Annotated in this window: 17 protein-coding genes; 13 read left to right on the top strand and 4 right to left on the bottom strand. The window is 69.5% G+C overall.

What is annotated here, in order from left to right; all coding sequences use genetic code 11:
* Window positions 1-94 precede the first annotated feature (94 nt).
* The gene (locus AC507J_RS02665; RefSeq protein WP_496287436.1) at window positions 95-2,647 is read left to right on the top strand and encodes an FtsK/SpoIIIE domain-containing protein; all 2,553 of its coding nucleotides are present in this window, start codon (window positions 95-97) and stop codon (window positions 2,645-2,647) included.
* A gap of 2 nt (window positions 2,648-2,649) precedes the next feature.
* The gene (locus tag AC507J_RS02660) at window positions 2,650-3,552 is read left to right on the top strand and encodes a hypothetical protein (protein ID WP_496287435.1); all 903 of its coding nucleotides are present in this window, start codon (window positions 2,650-2,652) and stop codon (window positions 3,550-3,552) included.
* A 494-nt stretch (window positions 3,553-4,046) separates the two neighbouring features.
* On the opposite strand, the gene AC507J_RS02655 is transcribed toward AC507J_RS02660, so the two are convergent.
* Together AC507J_RS02655 and AC507J_RS02650 are read right to left on the bottom strand one after the other, a co-directional pair.
* Window positions 4,047-4,718 (bottom strand): hypothetical protein, encoded by a 672-nt coding sequence (locus AC507J_RS02655; RefSeq protein ID WP_496287434.1) that lies wholly within the window; start codon window positions 4,716-4,718, stop codon window positions 4,047-4,049.
* Window positions 4,715-5,185 carry a hypothetical protein gene (locus AC507J_RS02650; protein WP_496287433.1) on the bottom strand — a complete coding sequence of 157 codons (471 nt, stop codon included), beginning with the start codon at window positions 5,183-5,185 and terminating at the stop codon, window positions 4,715-4,717. Before AC507J_RS02650 ends, AC507J_RS02655 begins: the two co-directional genes overlap by 4 nt.
* 265 nt (window positions 5,186-5,450) lie before the next feature.
* Here AC507J_RS02650 and AC507J_RS02645 point away from each other — a divergent pair, with 265 nt between their 5' ends.
* From AC507J_RS02645 to AC507J_RS02615, 7 genes are all read left to right on the top strand, one after another.
* Window positions 5,451-5,669, top strand: coding sequence for a GntR family transcriptional regulator (locus tag AC507J_RS02645; protein WP_496287432.1), 219 nt, complete (start codon window positions 5,451-5,453; stop codon window positions 5,667-5,669).
* A 190-nt stretch (window positions 5,670-5,859) separates the two neighbouring features.
* Window positions 5,860-6,123, top strand: a complete 264-nt coding sequence (locus AC507J_RS02640) for a DUF6244 family protein (protein ID WP_496287431.1) — start codon at window positions 5,860-5,862, stop codon at window positions 6,121-6,123.
* A gap of 325 nt (window positions 6,124-6,448) precedes the next feature.
* Window positions 6,449-6,898: a hypothetical protein gene (locus tag AC507J_RS02635; protein ID WP_496287430.1), complete on the top strand. Its 450-nt coding sequence runs from the start codon at window positions 6,449-6,451 to the stop codon at window positions 6,896-6,898.
* Entirely contained in the window at window positions 6,895-7,347 is a 453-nt protein-coding gene (locus AC507J_RS02630) for a hypothetical protein (protein WP_496287429.1), read from the top strand. The genes AC507J_RS02635 and AC507J_RS02630 overlap by 4 nt, the downstream gene beginning before the upstream one ends.
* A gap of 132 nt (window positions 7,348-7,479) precedes the next feature.
* The gene (locus AC507J_RS02625; RefSeq protein ID WP_496287428.1) at window positions 7,480-10,914 is read left to right on the top strand and encodes a DEAD/DEAH box helicase family protein; all 3,435 of its coding nucleotides are present in this window, start codon (window positions 7,480-7,482) and stop codon (window positions 10,912-10,914) included.
* Window positions 10,911-12,407, top strand: coding sequence for a restriction endonuclease subunit S (locus AC507J_RS02620; RefSeq protein WP_496287427.1), 1,497 nt, complete (start codon window positions 10,911-10,913; stop codon window positions 12,405-12,407). Before AC507J_RS02625 ends, AC507J_RS02620 begins: the two co-directional genes overlap by 4 nt.
* Before the next feature lie 52 nt (window positions 12,408-12,459).
* Complete coding sequence (locus AC507J_RS02615) at window positions 12,460-13,995, top strand: type I restriction-modification system subunit M (RefSeq protein ID WP_496287426.1); 1,536 nt, start codon at window positions 12,460-12,462, stop codon at window positions 13,993-13,995.
* Window positions 13,996-14,412: 417 nt separating this feature from the next.
* On the opposite strand, the gene AC507J_RS02610 is transcribed toward AC507J_RS02615, so the two are convergent.
* Together AC507J_RS02610 and AC507J_RS02605 are read right to left on the bottom strand one after the other, a co-directional pair.
* Window positions 14,413-15,609, bottom strand: coding sequence for a M14 family zinc carboxypeptidase (locus AC507J_RS02610; protein ID WP_496287425.1), 1,197 nt, complete (start codon window positions 15,607-15,609; stop codon window positions 14,413-14,415).
* A 306-nt stretch (window positions 15,610-15,915) separates the two neighbouring features.
* The gene (locus AC507J_RS02605; RefSeq protein WP_496287424.1) at window positions 15,916-16,464 is read right to left on the bottom strand and encodes a hypothetical protein; all 549 of its coding nucleotides are present in this window, start codon (window positions 16,462-16,464) and stop codon (window positions 15,916-15,918) included.
* A gap of 171 nt (window positions 16,465-16,635) precedes the next feature.
* On the opposite strand from AC507J_RS02605, the gene AC507J_RS02600 reads away from it, so the two are divergent.
* The 4 genes from AC507J_RS02600 to AC507J_RS02585 all read left to right on the top strand — a co-directional run bounded on the left by AC507J_RS02600 (window position 16,636) and on the right by AC507J_RS02585 (window position 21,351).
* Window positions 16,636-17,436 (top strand): TerC family protein, encoded by an 801-nt coding sequence (locus tag AC507J_RS02600; protein ID WP_496287423.1) that lies wholly within the window; start codon window positions 16,636-16,638, stop codon window positions 17,434-17,436.
* Window positions 17,437-17,703: 267 nt separating this feature from the next.
* Complete coding sequence (locus AC507J_RS02595; RefSeq protein WP_496287422.1) at window positions 17,704-18,675, top strand: esterase/lipase family protein; 972 nt, start codon at window positions 17,704-17,706, stop codon at window positions 18,673-18,675.
* Window positions 18,676-19,024: 349 nt separating this feature from the next.
* Window positions 19,025-20,473, top strand: coding sequence for a pyruvate kinase (gene pyk / locus AC507J_RS02590; protein WP_496287421.1), 1,449 nt, complete (start codon window positions 19,025-19,027; stop codon window positions 20,471-20,473).
* Window positions 20,470-21,351 (top strand): acyl-CoA thioesterase, encoded by an 882-nt coding sequence (locus AC507J_RS02585; RefSeq protein ID WP_496287420.1) that lies wholly within the window; start codon window positions 20,470-20,472, stop codon window positions 21,349-21,351. The genes pyk and AC507J_RS02585 overlap by 4 nt, the downstream gene beginning before the upstream one ends.
* The last annotated feature ends 73 nt before the right edge of the window (window positions 21,352-21,424 follow it).

The raw sequence follows: 21,424 nt of genomic DNA, 5'->3' as shown, positions 1-21,424 counted from the left end.
GTGCCGGACACGTCGGTTCGGGACTGTGCCGTCGTGGCGGGTGTCCGTTAGGGTTTCTGCGGACCAGGCGGCGCTCGGCGGTGAGGGGCAGAGGTTGGGCAGGCTCGCGTCGGCGTACGGGCATGCGGTCGCCGCTCACCAGGCGGCCCGGGCACACCTCGACGCGGCCCGGGACGCGTTGCGCGTGGCCGGCACCCCTGCCGCCCCGGGCACCGACCCCGAACTGGTCGCGCGGCTGGCCCGGGTGGGTGACGCGCTCGCCACCCCAGTGCCCGGCACCCCGCTGGCCCACCAGCCGGTGCCGGTACGCGTCGGCGCTGCCGTCACCACCGGCGGCGGTTTTCCCGTCCTGCTGCCCCTCGGTGGCGGGCATCACCTGGCGATCGAAGCCGACGGCCGCGACCCGGTGGTGGCGGGGCTGCTGCGGGCGCTGGTGCTGCGGCTGCTGGCCACCGCGCCGCCCGGCGGAGTCCGGGTCGCCGGGCTGGACACCGCGGCCCTCGGCGCCACCTTCGGGCCGCTGCGTCCGCTGCTCGACGCCGGTGTGATCGACGCGCCGGCCACCACCGAAGCGGAGGTCGCCGCCGCGCTCGACGCTGCGGAGGCGCACGCCCGCGCCGCCCGCCAGGCCGACCGCCCGGACCAGGACCTGCTCGTGCTGGTCGCCACCGCCGTCCCGTCGCCCCGGGAGGCGGCCCGCCTCGCCGCACTCACCCACGCCGGCCCGGCGGCGGCGGTCTGCGTCCTGCTCGCCGGCTGGTCACCGGGCAGCCCCACCGAGCCGGCGCCCCGGCTTGGCGCCACCACCATGCTGCGGATGGCCGGCGGCCACGCCCACGTCGGCGACCCGCCCGGTACGCCGTTCAGCACCGACGGCACCGGTCTCGCCGTGCCGGTGCGGCTCGACGGGGACCCGCCGCCGGCCTCGGTCGCGGCCCTCGCGGCGCACCTCGGGCAGGCCGCGCGACGCGGCGGTACGGTCGACTTCGCCGACCTGCTGCCCGGGCAGCGCTGGGCCGACTCGTCCCGCGCCGGGCTGCGTACCGTGGTGGGCCGGGCCGGGCGGGACGCCTTCGCCATGGCCTTCGACGACGCCACCCCGCACTGGCTGGTCGGCGGGCGCACCGGTGCTGGTAAGACCGTCTTCCTGCTCGACGTCCTCTACGGGCTGGCCGCCCGCTACTCCCCGGCGGAATTGCAGCTCTACCTGCTCGACTTCAAGGAGGGGGTGAGCTTCACCGAGTTCGTCTCCACCGGCCGGGATCCGTCCTGGCTGCCGCACGCCCGCGCCGTCGGCATCGAGAGCGACCGCGAGTACGGCGTGGCCGTGCTCCGCGAGCTGCGCCGCGAGTTGAACCGGCGGGCCACCGCGCTGAAGCGGCACGGCGTCACCAAGCTGGCCGACCTGCCCGCCGACACCGCGGTGCCGCGCATCGTCGCGGTGATCGACGAGTTCCAGGTGCTGCTCGCCGGCAACGACCCGATCGCCCGCGAATCGGTGAACCTGCTGGAGGAGTTGGCCCGCAAGGGCCGCTCGTACGGCGTACACCTGGTGTTGGCGAGCCAGAGCACGAGGGGCATCGAGGCGCTCTACGGCCGGGCCGAGGCGGTCTTCGGGCAGTTCGCGCTCCGGGTCGCGCTGCCCGGCGGCGGGGGAGTGCTCGACCAGCTCAACGACGCGGCGGCCACCCTGCCGGTCGGTTCGGGTGTGGTCAACACCGCCGCCGGCGCACCCGGCGCGAACACCGTGGTCCGCTTCCCGGACGCCTCCGCCGCCGCCGGTGAGCTGACCCGGCTGCGGCACGAGCTGTGGCAGGCCCGCCCGGCCGGGTCCCGGCCGCCGTCGGTGTTCCGGGGGTACGACACGGCCCGCGTCGAAGAGGACAGCACCTTCACCGGGCTGCGGCCCGGCGGTAGGCGTCCCCTCGCCCTGGTCGGCCGGACGGTCGACGTGGACGGCACCACCGCACTCTTCATCATGGACACCGCACCCGGCCGGCACCTGGCCGTGGTGGGCACCTCCGCCGTCGGCGCCGAGGTGCTGCGCGCCGCCACGCTGAGCCTGGCCCGGCAGCACGCCCCGGGCGAGGCGGCCTTCCTGCTCGCCCCCCTGGTCGCCGCCGCCGACTCGGCCGCCGACGACACCGCCACCGAGCTGGCCGCCGCCGGTCACCTGGTGGAGCGCCTCGACACCGTCGCCCTGCGCGCCAACATCGGCTTGCTCGCCGCCACGGCCGGGCGGGCTGCCGCCACAGAGGCGTCGGGGCGTACCTATCTGGTGGTCTTCGGCATGGACGCCGCCGCCGGGCTGCTCGCCGAGACCGATCCGGCGACGTTCCGGTCCGGCCACGACGAGCTGCGTACCCTGCTGCGTCAGGGGCCCGGTCACGGGGTGCACCTGCTCGGCTGGTGGCGCGGCCTGCGCCGGCTCGCCGACGACCTCGGCGGCACCCAGAACCGCGACGACGTCGCCTGCCTGGTCGCGTTGAACGTGCCCGGCGCCGACCTCGGCCTGCACCTGGGCGTGCACGACCTGGCGTACACCCCCCGGGCCGACCGGGCGCTGCTTGTCGACCGGCACGACCAGCGGGTCAAACTGATCGTGCCGTTCGCCCGCGACGGGCACACCTCCGACGGGCAGGAGTGAGCGTGTCCACTTTCGACGAGTACGCCGCGCTGGCCCGGCACCTGGCCACCCAGCAGCGCGCCGGTGAACAGGACACCGCCGCCGAGGCACAACGCCGACGCGAACTGGCCGCCACCGTGGAGTACCTGGACCGGCGGCTCGACGCCCAGGGCCAGCGCCTCGACCACCTGGGCCGCACGATCGGCATCGCCCCCGGCACCCCCGCCCCGATGCCCCCGGGCCCGCCGCCCGGCTCACCGGTCTCCGGGCCGCCGGTGTCAGGGCCGCCGGTGTCAGGGCCACCAGTCTCGGGGCCGCCGGTTTCTGGCCCGCCGGGTGCTGGGGATGGCCCGGGACCGGGGACGGGGTCGACCGGCGGCGCAGCCGCCGCGCCGGGGCGGCCGGAAGTCGGGGCGTACGTCCAGCCGGGTGTCGGGGAAGCGGACCGGGCGTTGCCGGTGGCGGTGAGTGCGACGGGGGCTGGGGTGCCGGCCCAGCGCGCCGGGCAGGTCGACCCGGCGACGGAGCTGGAGTTGGCGCGGCGCTGGGCCGACGAGGCCGACCGGCACGCGCAGCAGGCGGAACTGTTCGCCCAGCAGCCGGCGCTGCTACCGGCCTGGTCGCCGATGGCCCGCGCGGTCGCCGTCTACCTCGGCTTCGCCGCCGCCTCGGTACTGCTCATGCTGGTCATGGTCTTCGCCTCCGGGGTGGGCGTGGTCGACGGCTTCACCCTCTACGCCTGGATGTGTGCGGGCCTGCCCGCTGCCTCGTTCATCGGCGGCTGGCTGGTGCTCAACCGCTGGGGTCGGCCCGCCGTAGGCGCCGCCACCCCGCCCCGCTACCCGGTGCTGGGTTTCCTGATCTGTTTCCTGGCCGTCCCGCTGGCCTACTGCGGCTACCTCCTCCTCTTCCGCACCCTCCGCTGAGGCCGTCACCGAGGGGGTCGCCTCGCTGGACTGTGCCGTAGCCTCGTCCGTCCGGCAGGCAGTGGCCTCGGCGGTGGGCGAGGCGGCGGCCTTTGCGGCGGCCTCGGCGGCGGTGAGGAAGAGGTCCAACTCGTCGGCAGTGAAACCCTCGTCCTCCAGCAGGGCGAGCAGCAGTACGGTGCCGGCCGCCACGGCGTCGGTGCCGCGTGGCGGTGCCGGTCGCTCGCCCAACGCGGCACCGATAAGCGCCTCCGCCAGCTTCGGGTCCACGTCGACGCCGGTCAGGTCGTACCGTTCCCGGGCCGAGGCGACGAACCGGATCAGTGGTGCCCGTTCCTGCCCCGCCACGAATCGCCGCCGCGCGGCGACCAGCAGCGCCCCGGCCAGCAGATCGGCGTACCGCCGCCACTGCACGTCGGTGAACCGGCGTAGCCGCCGGTCGTGACCGCCCAACCGGCCCTCGAGCAGGCAGCGCAGCGCGGTGGTCGGATCGTTCAGCATGCTCGTCTCCGTAGCATCCGTCTTTTCGTGTGGGCTCTCGCTCGGGCGCTGCGCAGGGCGATCGCCGCACCTCGGGCGGTGTTGTCGACAGTGGTGTCCGTGGCGAACGGCAGCGTTGGTGCGGGCTCCGTATGGCCGTGCAGGGCCGCCACCCAGCGGTCGATGGCCCGCTGACCGACCGCCAGCCGGACGGCCACCAGGTCGAGGCGGTGCACGGCCAGCCCGAAGCGCCGTGCCGCGTTCAACGGGACGATGGGTCGGGCCCGGCCATCGACGCCGGCCGCCGGGTGGCTGACCTTTGGTCGGTGGGCTCGGCGGATGCCGTCCTCGGCGGCGGCCAGCCACCAGCGGGTACGGGCCGCTCCGGCGGCGGCCCGGTCCGCGTCGTTGCGGGCCGTCCGGAGACCGGCCAGCAGGTCACCAGCGGCACCGGAGACGGCCCGAGCCTCGCCGAGCCCGGCATGGAGCAGGCCCAACGCCCGCCAACACTCGGTCACCGCGTCCTGCCAGGGCAACCGGCGACCTGGCGGCCCCGCGCCGTGTAGCAGCGACCCGGCCCGATCAGCCGCCACAATCGTCGCCGACCAGGCGTCCCGCAGCCCGTCGAGCGCGCCGTCGTGACCCGGCAACGTCGGCACCTGCCGGTGCAGTTCGTCGGCGGTCATCGAGGCGGCCGAACGACGGCCGCTTTGACCAGTTGGGCGAAGTACACCTCGGAGCACGGGTAGTCCTCACCGCATCCGCAGATCGTCCGCGACACCGCGCGGGGCATGTGGGCGACCAGGATGTCGTCGGCGTCCTCCAGGTCCTGCGCGGAGGCGAGCGGGACCTCGTCTGCCGCGCGAGCATGCGCACAGCAGTAGCCGGATGCTTCAGGATCGTCGGCCGGTGGCTGATTCCGGAGCGCCGGGTGCCGGTCGTTCGGTCTCCTTTTCGCGCCGGATTTCCTGCCGGCGTTGCGGGCCTTGCCGGGGTTGATTGGTGTGCTGCAGTCCGCTCGCTGGTTCGCGTCGGGGCGCTGTCGAGCTGAGAGCGTCGACGGATCGCCGGTCGGCGTGCCGTCGACCGGCGAGGGCGGGGTTTCGTCGGCTGGGGTCGATGGTTCCTGCTCGTCGTCGGGTTCGTGGCGCACGTGAATGTCTCCCGTCCGTCGTGTGGGGCCGGTGCCGGAGGCCGTGGCCGGTTGCGGCGGTCCACGGCACGCCCGGCCGACCGGGGGGATCGACCGACCGGGCGCTCTGTGCGGTGGGAACGACCAGTCCCGTGGGTGCTGACCAGGGGACCTAGTCGGGAGACAGCCTTACATGTGCGCCAATGCAAAGCAAGGCTTCACTGGTCATTTCTTGCCATGTAAAGCTTGACCGTGATCGAATGGCGGTGCTGACCAGGGAGACTGAATGCCCGCCAAACCCAAGTGGGAGCGGCTTGCCGATCATCTGAGATCCCAGATCGAGTCGGGCGAGTTGCCACCCGGAGCCAAGTTGCCATCTACCGCTGAGCTGTGCCAGCAGCACGAAGTCTCGGCGATCACCGTCCGGCAAGCGATCTTCAAGCTGCGCAACGAGGGCTTGGTCGAAGGCGTCCAGGGCGTCGGCGTCTTCGTTGCCGAGCGGTAGGTTTCGCGCCCTATGGCGGATGCTGGCTCGGCTAGGAGATCTTGGTGCTTTTGCCCCTATGGGGGCTTTTCGCGCCAAGATCTATGGCTTATGGCGGTCGCGGACGTGACGGGCGCTCAGTAGGCTGCCGGGTGGTCGCTGCCCGTGCGGGGGTGGGGACTGCGCGTGCGGATGAATTGGGGGAGGGCGCGTGAGCGCAGCGGAAATGATCGCCAGGTTGGCGGCAGCCGCTCAGAAGTTGGAAGAGGCGAAGGCGAAGACGGCCGCCGCTGCCCAGGACGCGGCCGAGGCGCGCCAACTCGTCGCGGGCGCGTTGCAGGGTGCCGCCGCCGGCCCGCTGATCAGCATGATCGATTCTTATCGGCAGGCACTCGCGCAGGCCGCTCAGGGCAGTGAGCCCGCCAAGCAGCAGGTCCAGGAAACGATCACCAAGGTTCGCGCGCTGGGAAACTGACAGCGGGTGCTGGTAGCGCAACCCACCAGCCACCCATGATCAGGCCGGCAGCGCCCAACCAGGTCGCCGCACCTTCTCGGCGGCCAGAACGCAAACGTCGTCGCGAGCGGCGCGACCATGAGACTCCTCCAACCGAGCCTCGCGGTGGTATCAGCTCGGAGGCGATCGGATGGTGGACCTCCGCATCCGCAGCGGGCTACGCGACTTTCCAGGAGTTCTTGCCCGCTGTGCCGAAAACTATCGTCGGCACGGTGCTCGCGGTGGCTGGGGCAAGCGGAGCGTTCAAAGCATGGCGAGAAAATCGCCGCCAACGGAGGGGCTAGCAGTGAAGATTGACGACAAGGTGGAGAAGCGGGTGCGGGCGGTCCTCGACGCTCTTGTTCATCGTGACCCCGACCGCCTCGACCGTGCTATGTCCAATATCGCGGCGGGCCGGCAGTTGCAGGCAGCACTAGAGTTGTCCGTGGCGATCTGCGGTTTCGTTCTCTTTGACACACACGACGGAGCACCGGAAGCTGTTGACATTGATGAGATCGCGGGTGACCTGGAGTCGCAGGAGCGTTGGCTGGAGGTGGAGAAGGCCGAGGTCGTCGCGTTCCTGACGGCCCTGGTCGATCGTCGCCCCCTAGGCGAGGTCCTGCCGCGAGACTCGGCCGTCGTACTGCCGTTTGTGGTAGCAGCCAACCTCTTGGCTACCAGCAGTGCCCCTGAAGAGGGGGAGTGGTGGTTCAACTATCTGGACAAGGTGGAGGCGGCGATTGAGGCGGCGGGGTGAGCGCCGCCGTGCGGGACGGTGGGGTGCTGGACGGGTTCCACGTCGGGTGGGTGCCGGAGGGGACCGGGGACGCGGTCTCGGACTTCGCCAGCGAGTGGGAGGACGTCCAGTTCGCCACCCGGGTGTGGGAGCGGCAGACGGCCGATGGTTACCGGGTCGACCTGCGGGTGCATGTGCTGCGCGGGGAACGGCTGATCGATCTTGATGCGCTGCGTACCTTCCTCGCCGAGTATCACGAGCGCGACCTCGCGCAGTGGCACCTGACCGACTTCCCGCACGACGCTGGTCCGGGCCTGCTGGGCGAGGCTCAGGCGTTCTGGCTTCCGGCGCCAGGGGTCGCGGTGAATGTCCTTGTCGATCCGGAGCTGTTCGACGCGGTGACCCTCCAGACGGTCGCCCGCGCCGTCACGCCACAGCGAGAAAGTGAACGAATGTCGGATACGCGATAGGCAAGTCTTCCCGGTGTCCAAGGCGATCATTCGCCCGTATCCTGACGTGTTCATCGGGGCCTATGGACGTGGGGAAGCGTGGATCCTCGACAGGTACGACGCTTGGCGGAACGGTCGGCCAACTTCGGGTTTTTGAAAGATCATCCGCTGCTGGTCTGGTACGGCGCTGGCGCTGAGCTACTGGTCTATGTCGACGCGCAAGCGGCGATGTTCAAGATCCGTGCGTTCGGTGACGAGTTGGCCAAAGATCTGCTGCGGCGCACCGGGCTGCCGCCACGCAGCGACTTCTTCCACCGGGTGGAGGCGCTGCACGCGGACGGGACGCTGACCCGCGAGATCCACAGTGCCTTCCACAGCCTGCGGGACCAGGGCAACAAGGCGGTGCACGACCATCTCGCCGAGGTACGCGCCGCGCTGGAGATGCTGCGTACCTGCTTCGAGTTGGGCCTGTGGTTCCACCGGGCGGTTACCGGTGACCGCGCGCCGATCGGGTTCGTGCCACCCACGCCGCCGCAGCAGCAGGTACCGCGCAGCGTCGCCGACGCCCTTCAGGCCGAGCTGGAGCGCTACCGGCAGGAGTTGACCGAGACGAAGCTGCTGCTCACCGGGGCGCAGTCGGTCGAGCTGGCCCGAGCCGATGCCGAACGTGCCGCCGACCAGGCGGTGCGGGCCTCCGCCGCCGGCCGCGCCGAAGCTGCGGAGCTGGTCAGCAGCCTGGAGCGGGCGGCACATGCCGAGCAGGAGCGCCGCGACGCCAGCCGGCCCGGCAAGGTCTCGGCGGCCCGGCGCGAGGAGTTCATCGCCCGTGCCCGCCGCGCCTCCCGTGAGCCGCTCAACGAGGCACAGACCCGCGTCGAGATCGACAGGCAGCTCGGCGACGCCGGCTGGCAGGTCCAGAACGAGAACCAGATCAATCTGTACGCGGGCCTCGGCGTCGCGGTCCGCGAGGTGACCCTGGCCAACGGTCGCGCCGATTATCTGCTCTACGTCGATCAGAGGCTGGTAGGGGTCATCGAGGCCAAGCGCGAAGGCACCGCCCCGCGTGGTGTGGAGGCGCAACTCGACAGGTACCGGCGTGGGCTGACCCCCGAGCAGAAGCTGAGCGCCTGGCGGCGGGACGCGCCGCTGCCCTTCGGCTACGTCGCCACCGGCACCCAGACCGCGTTCGTGAACGGGCTCGACCCGCATCCGCGTACCCGGGAGATTTTTGCCTTCCACCGGCCGGAGACGGTGGCGCGGTGGATGCGGGAGGCCGACGACGACCCGGCCGCGCCGACGCTTCGGGCCCGGCTGCGACGGATGCCGGAGCTGGACCCGTCGGGCCTGCGGCCGGCGCAGGTGGACGCGATCGTCGGGCTGGAACGCGCGCTGGCCGACGACCACCCCCGTTCTCTGATCCAGATGGCCACCGGTGCGGGCAAAACGTTCACCGCGGTCACCGCGAGCCACCGGTTGCTCAAGCATGCCCGCGCCAGCCGGATCCTCTTCCTCGTCGACCGCAACAACCTGGGCCGGCAGACCCTCCAGGAGTACGCGGGCTACCAGACTCCCGGCGACGGGCGGAAGTTCACCGAGCTGTACAACGTAGACCGGCTTTCCGGTGCCGGGCTGCTCGACTCGTCGGTCGTGGTCATCTCCACGATCCAACGGCTCTACGCGGCGCTGCGCGGCGAGAACCTGCCCGACCCGGACACCGACGACCAGGCGTACGACGACTATGAGCTGGACGCTCCGGCGGAGGTCGGCTATCAGCCGCGCCTGCCGCCGGAGACGTTCGACCTGATCATCGTGGACGAGTGTCACCGCTCGATCTACGGTCGCTGGCGGGCGGTGATCGAGTATTTTGACGCGTTCGTGGTCGGTCTGACCGCCACCCCGGTCGCCCAGACCCTCGGCTTCTTCCAGCAGCGCATCGTGTCGTCGTACACCTACGAGGAGGCCGTGGCCGACGGCGTCAATGTGGGTTTCGACGTGTACCGGATCAAGACGCAGATCACCGAGGCGGGACACGTCATCGACGCCGGGACGGTGGTGCCGCTGCGCGATCGGCGTACCCGCGCCGAGCGCTACCAGGAACTGGAGGACGATTTCCGGTACGGCGGCAGCGAGGTCGGCCGGTCGGTGATCTCCAAGGGGCAGTTGCGGCTGGTGCTGGAGACCTTCCGCGACCGGCTGTTCACCGAGATCTTCCCGGGCCGCAACACGGTGCCCAAGACGCTGATCTTCGCGCGGGACGACAACCACGCCGAGGAGATCGTCACCATGGTCCGGCAGGTCTTCGGGCGCGGCAACGACTTCGCCGCGAAGATCACGTACGCGTCCCGCCGGGACGGCACCAACCCGGACACCCTGCTCCAGGCGTTCCGCAACAGCCCGGAGCTGCGCATCGCGGTGACCGTCGACATGATCGCCACCGGCACCGACGTACGCCCCCTGGAGTGCGTCTTCTTCCTCCGGCCGGTGCGCAGCGCCACCTACTTCGAGCAGATGAAGGGGCGCGGCGCGCGCACCATCGACCCGGCCGAGTTCCAGGCCGTCACCCCCGACGCCCAGGTCAAAGAACGGTTCGTCATCGTCGACGCGGTTGGTGTCACCGAAGCCGAGCTGGACGAGGCGGTGCCGCTGCACCGCCACTCCGAGAAACAGATCTCCCTGCGTGACCTGCTGCGCAAGGCCGGCACGCTCACCGCCAACCCGGACGAGGTGGCCACCCTGTCGGCCCGGCTGTCCCGGCTCAACCAGCAGATCACCGACGCCGAACGCGCCGAACTCGCCGAGCTGGCCGGACAGCCACTCACCAGCATCGCCCGGGGCCTGGTCGACGCCGTCGCCCCCGAACAGCTCAACCCCGCCAAGGCCGCCGGCCCCGCCGCCGTACGCGACCTGCTGGCTGGTGCGCTGCGCCCGCTCGCCGCCAACCCGGAGCTGCGCGAACGCATCCTCGCCATCCGGCGGGCACACGACATCACCATCGACGAGGTGAACGTCGACACGCTGCTGTCGGCGCGCGGCGTGCCCGCCGAAGAGTTGGCGCAGGGCATGGTCAAGGACTGGCACGCCTACCTCGAAGAGCACCGCGCGGAGATCACCGCCCTTCAGGTCTTCTTCGAGGGACGCGGCCGAATCGGGTACGCCGACCTGGCCGACCTCGCCCGGCGCATCGCCCGCCCGCCGCAAGCCTGGACGGCAGAATCGCTCTGGAAGGCGTACGTCCTGCTCGGCCGCACCGCCGACGCGCCCGGCACCCGCGGCGTCACCGACCTGGTCAGCCTGATCCGGTACGAACTGGGGCTGGATGCCGAGCTGCGCCCGTACCGCAGCGTGATCGAGGAACGCTTCCGAGGGTGGTTGCTGCGCCAGGAACAGGCGGGAGCTACCTTCACTGCCGACCAGGTGTGGTGGCTGGAGAGGATCAAAGACGTGATAGCAACAAGCGTGGAGATCACCCCCGACGACCTCGACGGCGCCCCCTTCACCGAACGCGGCGGCATCGACGGCTACGCCACCACCTTCGGCCCCCGCGCCGAACCCCTCCTCACCGAACTGAACCAGGAACTCACCGCATGACGCATCCGTTCGAGATCCCGCCATCTTGGACGTGGACAACCCTTGGCGAAATCGCCGAGGTCGTCGGTGGAGTCACGAAGGACAGCAAGCGGCAAAACGATCCAAGCTTCGTCGAGGTGCCCTACCTCCGAGTCGCCAACGTCCAGCGTGGCTACCTGGATCTTGCCAACGTTGCCACTATCCGCGTCCCTGAACAAAAGGCAGAGTCCCTGCGGCTCCAGCACGGGGATGTTCTCCTCAACGAGGGAGGGGACCGCGACAAGCTTGGGCGAGGTTGGATCTGGGAGGACCAGATCCCAGGATGCATCCACCAAAACCACGTCTTCCGTGCCCGAGTCATCGGCGGCGTCCTAGAACCCAAGCTCCTCGCGCTGTTCGCCAACAGCTTCGGGCAAAAGTGGTTCCAGAAAAACGGCCTACAGAGCGTCAACCTGGCATCCATCAGCCTCACGACGATGAAGCGATTTCCTGTCCCGGTGCCGCCCCTCACCGAGCAGCAGCGCATCGTCGTCTTTCTTGATGAACTGCAATCGAGATTCGATACTGGGTTATGTGAACTGATTGAGATCGCTCGGCGTGTTGATCGCTTTCGCGACCAGATCATGTATCTCGCTGGTGTTGGTCGTCTATCGAGCGAAGTGCCAGGGAGCGTAGCGCCATTTCCTGAGCCGGTAGGTGTCATTGATGGGGACCTGCCGGAGATCCCGGGCACGTGGCGGTGGGAGCGGCTGGGGGAGGTTGCCGATGTCGTTGGTGGTGTCACAAAGGATGCCAAGCGGCAGTCGGATCCCGATTTCGTGGAGGTTCCCTATCTGCGGGTGGCGAACGTGCAGCGGGGACGTCTAAACCTTGCTGACGTGACGCGGATTCGGGTGCCTCCCAAAAAGGCCGAGCAGTTGCGGCTGATGCCCGGGGATGTGCTGCTCAACGAGGGTGGAGACCGGGACAAGTTGGGCCGAGGCTGGGTCTGGGAGGGGCAGGTACCCGATTGCATCCACCAGAACCATGTCTTCCGCGCTCGGATCAGAGATGAGGTGCTGCACCCGAAGTTGTTGGCGTGGCATGCGAACGGATTCGGGCGGCGCTGGTTCGAGGTGAACGGTCTGCAGAGCGTAAACCTGGCGTCTATTAGCCTCGGCAAGATGCGGCAGTTTCCTGTGCCTGTTCCTCCTCGCGAGGAGCAGGAATCGCTGGTGCAGGCGGCCGAGATGTACCTCTCCATGTTGGATGGCATGGAGAGAGCGGTAGCGGCTGCTCGGCAGAAAGCGATACACCTACGGGCGTCGTTGTTGGCGGAGGCGTTTGCGGGGCGGTTGGTGCCGCAGGATCCGGATGATGAGCCGGCGTCGGATTTGTTGGCGCGGATTCGGGCTGATCGGGAGGCTGCGTTGCCGATGCAGAAGGCGCGCTCTCGGCGTACCAAGAAAGACTTGCCGGCACCGCCGACCAGGGTGACCGGCGACGACTACCAGCAGGAGGCGCTTCCACTGTGAGCGCGAGGAGTGAGCGAAGCGAGCCCCGCAGTCGTGAACGAAGGATGGCATTGTGAGCACTGTGGATTCGCGCCGGCTGGTGCAGAAGCTCTGGAACTACTGCGACGTGCTGCGCGACGACGGCGTGTCAACGATCGATTATGTGGAGCAGTTGACGTTCCTGCTGTTCCTGAAGATGGCTGACGAGCGGGCGCGGCGGTCGATGCGACCGGAGCAGATCGTGCCGGACGAGTTGAGTTGGCAGACGCTGCTGGACGCCGAGGGCGACGCGCTGGAGGTGCAGTACCGGCACATCCTGACCGGGCTGGCCAAGGAGGGCGGCACGCTCGGCACGATCTTCCGCAAGGCGCAGAACAAGATCCAGGATCCGGCGAAGCTCAAGCGGCTGATCGTCGACCTGATCGGCAAGGAGAACTGGTCGGGGACGGGTGTCGACGTCAAGGGCGACGCATATGAAGAGCTGCTGGCCCGGGGCGCGGAGGACACCAAGTCGGGGGCCGGGCAATACTTCACACCCCGCGCGTTGACCGCCGCGATGGTCGACTGCACGCTGCCCACGCCGGACGACACGATCACCGATCCGGCCTGTGGCACCGGTGGGTTCCTGCTGGCCGCGTTCGAGCACATCCAACGGCAGCACGGCAGCAGCCTCACCCCGGACCAGCGCCGTCGTCTCGCCGCTGGCGCGATCACAGGCACCGAGTTGGTCGAGGGCACCGCCCGGCTGGCCGCCATGAACATGCTGCTGCACGGCATCGGCACCCCCGGCGGCGAGTCGCTGATCACCATCGGCGATGCTCTGGGCAAGCCGCCGGCCCACCGGTACACCCTGGTCCTGGCCAACCCGCCGTTCGGCCGCAGCTCCACGATCCGGTCGGTGACCGAGACCGGCAAGGCGTCCCGCGAGGAGCGGGAGATCGAGCGCACCGACTTCTGGGCCGCCACCGCCAACAAGCAGCTCAACTTCGTCCAGCACATCGCGTCGTTGCTGGAGATCGACGGCCGGGCCGCCGTTGTCCTGCCGGACAACGTGCTCTTCGAGGGCGGGGCGGGGGAGACCATCCGCCGCCGACTGCTCAAGCAGTATGACCTGCACACCCTGCTGCGCCTGCCCACCGGCATCTTCTATGCCGGCGGCGTCAAGGCCAACGTGCTCTTCTTCGAGCGCAAACGTGCCCGCGAGCAGCCGTGGACCCAAAAACTCTGGGTGTACGACTTCCGCACCAACCAGCATTTCACCCTCAAGCAGAACCCGCTGCGCCGTGAACACCTCCAGGATTTCGTGGACTGCTACCTGCCTGGCAAGGACCGGTCGGAGCGGGTCGAGACCGAACGCTTCAAGGCGTTCACCTACGACGAGCTGATCGCCCGCGACAAGGTCAACCTCGACATCACCTGGCTGCGGGACGCCTCCCTGGAGGACGCCGACGCGCTGCTGCCACCCGAGGTGATCGCGCAGGAGATCGTGGACGACCTCCAGGCGGCACTCCGCGAATTCGCCGCCATCGCCGACGCGCTGTCATCCCGCGCCGAGTCCGCCCAGCCTTCTCGTCAGCAACCGGCCGAGGAAACGGCGCGCGATGTGTGATTCACCGTCACGTGTCCCGGTTGCCGCGAATCCGGCGCTCGGTGGCACTTCCGCGTCGCCAGACCCTCGACTACCTAGAGGCACGAGTTGCCGCAACTCGCGCCCTCCCGCGGCTCTGATGCCCCAAGATGCCGCAGCCTGTGGAGCCGGCCGGTCCGGATGCCCCGGGATGCCGCATCCTGGCGACCTCCCACGGACCCGGAGACAGCGACATGCGGCAACCCGTGGCCTGCCCACCACCGCAGCCCACCACCCGCAGCTCAGAGCATCGCCGCAACAGCCGGCCACAGCCCGCCACCGAGAAATATGCGTCGCCCCGGCCCTTTCGAGGCCGGGACGACGTCAGCTCCCACAATTTTCAGTACGCGGCACAGACGTCAGCTAGCCAACACCGACGTCAGTTTCGCGGCATAGCACTCAGCTGCGCGGGACGTTCATCCGCTCGGGGATGAGCTCGTACCGCTCCGGGTCGATGGTGTTCAGCGTCCCGTCGGTGATCGAGTTGATGATGCCGAAGAGGCCGTCCTCGACCTGCTTGGTCAGCATCCCGTGCTGCTTCTGGCCCCACGACTGCGTCTGCCCACGGGTCTCGAACAGAATCGTCGCGCTGCCGCGAAGTGCGAACGAACCCAGCGCGGTACCGGGCAGGTTCGTGTTCTGCGGGTAGAGCGTCACCTTGCTCTGGGGGGAGTTTCCGGACTGGAGGGCGTCGAATACCGCGACGTTCACCCGACGCGACGCGTCGTAGTCGAAATTGGGCCAGTTACCGTGCTGGGCGGGGTTGGTGATGAAGCGCCCGGAAATGGAGAGCGTGGTGAAGTCGTCCATTCCCACGCCGGTGTAGCAGGCGGCCTGGTTGTGCAGGTCGGCGAAGACGTCGACCTTACCGAACTCCTGCTCCAGCGCGCGGTACACGTCCCGGGCGGTCTGTGCCTCCGGCGTGATGTACCAACCGGTGGAGGCGCTGTTCCCCGGGAAGTCGCCAGGCTGCGGAACGTAATCGAGGTTGGGGTTGAAGTCCCGGTTCACGTCGAAGCCGCCGACCCGGGTGTTGTAATTCCACGCCGTCCGCGAACCGGCGAGCTGCGGGAAATCAGCGACGACATCGGCCCAGGTTCGGGCGTTCTGCCGAGTGACCAATTCGCCGCCGTCGGGGTTGAGCTTCGGCACGGCGACAATCGTGACCGCCTTGCGGATCTCCTCGGACCGCTTCGAGTTGTTGCCCAGCGTACGGAGGGCGTCGAGCAGGGCGGCCGTGCCGTGCATCTCGTTGCCGTGGATCTGGCTCTGGACCATTACCACGGTGTCGCCCTCGCCGACCCGAGCCGTCCAGATCTCGCGACCCTGGTTCGAATAGCCGGCGACGTCGACACTGACGTTTCCGTTGCTGGAATGTTCGATCTGCTGGAGACTCCGGCGGAGTTCCTCGTGGCTGATGAAGCCCTGGACCGACTTGTTGCCGGTTTCGTTTCCGCAGTGCGACTCGAGCGGCTGGGCGGCTGCCGGCCCGGTGAGTGAAACCGCTACCCCGGGGATACCGATGCAGAGCGCGGCCGCGAGGGCGATGTGCCGCCTGACCCTACTCGGTGTTGCTGTCGGCATGGCTGGACGCATGAAAGGACCTCCACAGTGATCGGGTAGATCTAGCTCGTCACCTAAGCACAGGTACCGTCCGGCTAGCAATGGATCAGCGTTGAATTTCCCCAGTCTGCCCGGCCGTTGTTCAGATTCGGTGACAACGTCAATCTCAAGATTTAGGCAATTGTCGACGGCAAAGGCGCCATGACCCGCCAGCGCGTTCTACGATGCCGCATCCGGCGGTGGCGGCCGACCTGATTACCGATTTAAAGTGGGGGATAAATGCCCACGGAGCGAGCCATTATCGGACCATGATCGCCAACGGCCCGATTCGTCGGCCGGTCAGCGGGTGCGGGCGAGGGCTTCGACCTCTGCGAAGGTCGCCACCCGGTCACACTCCTCGGGGGTGAGCTTGTTGATCAACGCCTTGGCCGCCTGGGCCTGTCTCGTGCTGGGCAGGCGACCGGCGACGAGGTCGGGCAGGAGCAGTTCGTAGCCGACCCGCGCCCGCGGGCTGTACCGGCTGCGGTTGCGGGCGACCGCGAAGGAGACGCGGATGGCGTGCTCGTTGCCGGGCGGCACGTTCGGCCGGTCCGTCTCTCGGGCGGCGAAGCGGACCTCGTGGTGGTACGTGCACCGCCTACAGGTGGCCGGTCCTCTGGTCAGGGTGGCGCCGCACTCCGTACAGGTCAGGCGGTCGAGGGCGGCATCGACGACCCGCCAGTCGTGCTCCTCGGGGTAGTCGACCACGAGCCAGCCGAGTGCCGTCTCGTCCGCGCTCCCGCCGGCGATGTCCAACTCGCTGAGCAGGCGTGCCCAGGCCAGGTCGAGTTCGGCTTCGAGTTGGTCGATGGTTGCGGCCAGCGCCGAGTTTCGCCACGAGTCAGCCACGGCGTTGATGATGCTCCAGCAGCGGACCGCGCGATACCGGTTTGTTACCGACCCCGCAATGGGGGAGCGCTGGGGTTGCGGCCGGGCCTCCGGGACGGTACGCCATGCGTACGCAGACCGACCGATGGCTCCGGGTGCCCACCCGGCGGCGGTCTGGAAGTCGAGGATGGCATGGAATTCTTGACCAGTCCCGAGCTGTGGATCGCGTTCGCGACCCTGCTCCTGCTGGAGATCGTGTTGGGCATCGACAACGTCGTGTTCATCTCGATCCTGTCCGGTCGGTTACCCGAGCATCAGCAGGCTCGGGCTCGCACGATCGGCATCTCGCTCGCCCTGATCACCCGCCTGTTGCTGTTGGCCTCGCTGTCCTGGATCATCGGCCTGACCGCACCCTTGTTCACCGCGCTCGGTCAGGAGATCTCCGGGCGGGATCTGATCCTCCTGCTCGGCGGATTGTTCCTGGTCGGCAAGGCGACGTACGAGATTCACGAGCACCTGGAGGGGGCCGACCACGGCCGGTCGGCCAAGAAGACCGTCTCGTTCGGTGTGGTCATCGCACAGATCCTGGTGCTGGACGTGGTCTTCTCGCTCGACTCGGTGATCACCGCGGTCGGCATGGTCGACGAACTCGCCATCATGGTGGCCGCCGTGGTCATCGCGATGATCATCATGTTGGTCTCGGCCGGCGCGGTAAGCAACTTCGTCAACCAGCACCCGACGGTCAAGATGTTGGCCCTGTCGTTCCTGCTGCTGATCGGCGCGAGCCTGATTGCGGAGAGCTTCGACCAGCACATCCCGAAGGGCTACGTGTACGGGCCGATCGCCTTCTCGATCTTCGTGGAGTTCCTCAACCTGCGGGTCCGGGCCCGTCAGCGTCGCCAGGAGGCGAAGCCGGTGCAGCTGCACCCGACGTACGTGAAGAACGCTGCGGCGCGCCCGGAGCCCGAGCCGGAGGCGACCCCGACGGCCTGACCCGCGCGTAGTCCGGTCGCCGGCCCGATCCACGCTGGGCGGGCCGCCGGGCGGTCCCAGCCGACGCCGCACGTACCCACGCGGGTGCGTGCGGCGTCGGCCGTTTGTGGTGGTCCCGGCGTGCGGGTGGCTGGTGGGACTGGCGCTACTCGCGCGTAACTTTTCATTGACGTTGCCAGATTGTTGCCTGCATTATCAACTCACGGTCGATCGGACACATCCACCTCCACCCCGGCAATCCCGGGTTCCCGCATGGGAGGTGCAGCGATGCTGCTCCGAAAGGCTGTCCCCGTCCTCACCCTCACCCTCGCCGCCGCCCTGCTCGCCCCGGCCACCGCCACCGCGGCCCCCGGCGCGGCCCGCTCCGGCACCGAAACCGCCACCGAAACCGCCACCACCACTCCGGCCAGCGTCACTCCGGCCAGCGTCACCCCGAAGGCTGGCACCGGCCAGGCCGCCACCCCGAAGGCCGGCACCGGCCGGACCGCCACCGCGAAGGCTGGCACCGGCCAGGCCGCCACCCCGAAGGCCGGCGCTGCCGAGACCTCCGCCGCCGATGCCGGGCTGCGGGCGCTCGCCAGCGCCAACCCGGTGATCGTCGTCGGCGGGCTCAGCGGCATCGCCGCCGTGTACGAGCCGCTCGCCGCCCGGCTACGCGCCGACGGCTACCGGGTCTGGATCTATCAACTGCCCAACCTCGGGCTCGGCGACATCGCCGCCTCCGCCGGCAGCCTGCGCGGCTTCGTCGGGCAGGTCCGCGCCAGCACCGGCGCGAGCCGGATCGACCTGGTCGCGCACTCCGAGGGCGGCCTGGTCAGCCGCTACTACATCAAGAATCTCGGCGGCGGCGACGCGGTCGGTCGCTACATCAGCCTGGGTACGCCGCAGTACGGCACGTACGTCGCGAACATCGTGGCCTTCCTCGGCCTGGGCAGTTGCGCAGGCGTCGTCGCCTGCCAGCAGATGACGATCGGCTCGTCGTTCCTGGCCGCGCTCAACGCCGGTGACGACACCCCGGGCGCGGTGCGCTGGACCACGGTGCGCACCTGGCAGGACGAACTGGTCCGGCCGGTGGACAACGCCATGCTGGCCGACGGTGCCACAAACGTGCTGATCCAGGCCAAGTGCCCGCTCCGGGTGGTCGGCCACCTGGCCCTCGTGGTCGACGGCACCACCTACTCCGTGATCCGCCAGGCCCTGCGCGACCAAACCATCAACCCCAACTGCCTGGCCCTCTGACCCACTCCACCGCGTCCCCTGGCCGCCAACTTCGTCGATCTTGCACTTCTTGTCCGGTCAAATGCCGCATATCCTGGCGTTTTGCCGACCGAAAGTGCAAGATCGGCGGGGTTGGTGGGGTGGCGGTGGGTTCTTGGGGGGTTGCTGAGGGTTATCGGGCGGGAGCGGTTCGGCGCGGACTGGCCCGGGGGGCGTACCATTCCGGCGCGCGGTCGCTGTCGCCCGCGATCGACCGTCCGGCGCGGTTCCGCTCGCCGGAGCGCGCGCGTACGCCGTGCGCCGTTGGACAATTGTTCCGCTTTGCGCAAGGGGTCGGCCCGTGGTCCGACCCGGAGGAGAGACTAGCCTGATGGGCGTGACACGCCGCGCGAAGATCGTCTGCACTCTTGGCCCCGCCACCTCGTCGCCCGAGCGCATCCGTGGGCTCGTCGAGGCCGGCATGAACGTGGCGAGGCTCAACTTCAGCCACGGCAGCCACGCCGACCACGAGGCGGTGTACCACCTCGTGCGGGAGGCCGCCGAGGCGGCCGGCCAGCCGGTGGCGATCCTGGCCGACCTCCAGGGGCCGAAGATCCGGCTGGGTCGGTTCGCCGACGGCCCGCACGAGTGGCGCACCGGTGACTCCGTGGTGATCACCGGCGACGACATCATGGGCACCAAGGACCGGGTCTCGTGCACCTACCGGAAGCTGCCGCAGGAGGTCAAGCCGGGCGACCGGCTGCTGATCGACGACGGCCGGGTGGCCGTCGAGGTCACCGACGTCACCGGCAACGACATCCGGGTGCTGGTCACCGAGGGCGGGCCGGTCAGCAACAACAAGGGCGTGTCGCTGCCCAACGTGGCGGTCAGCGTGCCGGCCCTGTCGGATAAGGACGCCGCGGACCTGCGCTTCGCGCTCAACCTCGGTGTCGACCTGATCGCGCTCTCCTTCGTCCGCTCCGCCGACGACATCAAGCTGGCCCACTCGATCATGAGCGAGGTCGGTGTGCACCGGCCGGTGCTGGCCAAGGTCGAGAAGCCGGAGGCGGTGGACCACCTCGAGGCGATCGTGCTGGCCTTCGACGGGGTCATGGTCGCCCGCGGCGACCTCGGCGTAGAGCTGCCGCTGGACGAGGTGCCGCTGGTGCAGAAGCGCGCCGTGCAGCTCTGCCGGGAGAACGCCAAGCCGGTCATCGTGGCCACCCAGATGCTCGACTCGATGATCGAGAATTCCCGGCCGACCCGGGCCGAGGCGTCCGACGTCGCCAACGCCGTGCTCGACGGCGCCGACGCGGTGATGCTCTCCGGCGAGACCAGCGTGGGCAAGTACCCGGTGCTCACCGTCAGCACCATGGCCAAGATCGTCAAGACCACCGAGGCCGGCTCGATCGCCGTGCCCCGACTCCAGCACGATCCGCGTACGCACGGCGGCGCGCTCACCGTCGCGGCGTCCTCGATCGCCCGGGCCATCGGCGCCAAGGCGCTTGTCGCGTTCTCGCAGACCGGTGACACCGTGCGGCGGCTGAGCCGGCTGCACTGCGACCTGCCGCTGCTGGCCTTCACCCCGGTGCCCGAGGTGCACTCCCAGCTTGCGCTCTGCTGGGGCGTGGAGACCTTCCTGATGCCGTTCGTGCAGCACACCGACGACATGTTCCGCCAGGTCGACCAGGCCCTGCTCGGGCTGAACCGGGCCACCCCCGGCGACTACGTGGTGATCGTTGCGGGCAGCCCGCCCGGCACCCCCGGCTCGACCAACACGCTTCGGGTGCATCAGCTCGGCTCGCTTGTCGACGCGGCGTCTGCGCGGGCGCTTCAGTGACCATCGAGCCTGTCGTCGGCCAGGCCGCCGTCGACCAGCTGCTGGAGGTGCTCGACCTCGCGTCGACCGGCACCATGTCGTTCCGGGGGATGAGCCCGCCGGTCGGCCCGCAGCGGGTGTACGGCGGCCAGGTCGCCGGTCAGGCTCTGGTCGCCGCCGGTCGGACCGTCGACCCCGAGCGGGTGGTCCACTCGCTGCACGGCTACTTCGTGCGCGGCGGGGACCCGGCCGAGCCGATCGAGTACGAGGTGGAGAACATCCGCGACGGCCGGTCCTTCTCGGTACGCCGCTCGGTCGCGCTCCAGCACGACAAGCCGATCTTCTTCATGTCCGCCTCGTTCCAGCGGCCCGAGGAGGGGCTGGATCACCAGGCCCCGGTCCCGCCGGACGTGCCCGGGCCGGATGCGGTTCCCACCATGTCCGACCGGCTCGCCCGCTATCCGGAGCGGCTGGGCATCTGGGGGCAGATTCCCCGCCCCATCGACGTCCGCTACATCGGCGAGCCCGGCTGGGTACGTCCCGGCGACCGGCCGGCCGATCCGCACCAGCGGGTCTGGATGCGCATCGACGGAAAGCTCCCCGATGACCCACTGCTGCACGCCTGCGCGTTGACCTACGCCTCCGACCTGACCCTGCTCGACTCGGTGCTCTCCACGCACGGCGAGGTGTGGGGGCCGGGCGGGGTGGTCGGCGCCAGCCTGGATCACGCACTCTGGTTCCACCGGCCGTTCCGTGCCGACGAGTGGTTCCTCTACGACTGCTGGAGCCCGTCCGCCTCGGGTGCCCGGGGTCTGGCCGCCGGCCGGCTGTTCACCGTCGAGGGGCGGCACATCGCCAGCGCCGTGCAGGAGGGGCTGCTGCGCCGCGTGGGGGAGTGACCTCGAAGACCCGCATACACGAGCGGGTCGATTGGTCAAGGGGTGATCGTCCGGCCGGATCGTCAGGCCGTTA

The sequence above is a fragment of the Micromonospora sp. PRAS1 genome (genome assembly GCF_059553435.1).
Note: the sequence above shows the minus strand (reverse complement) of the source record. Positions and strands in the feature narration are given on the sequence as shown.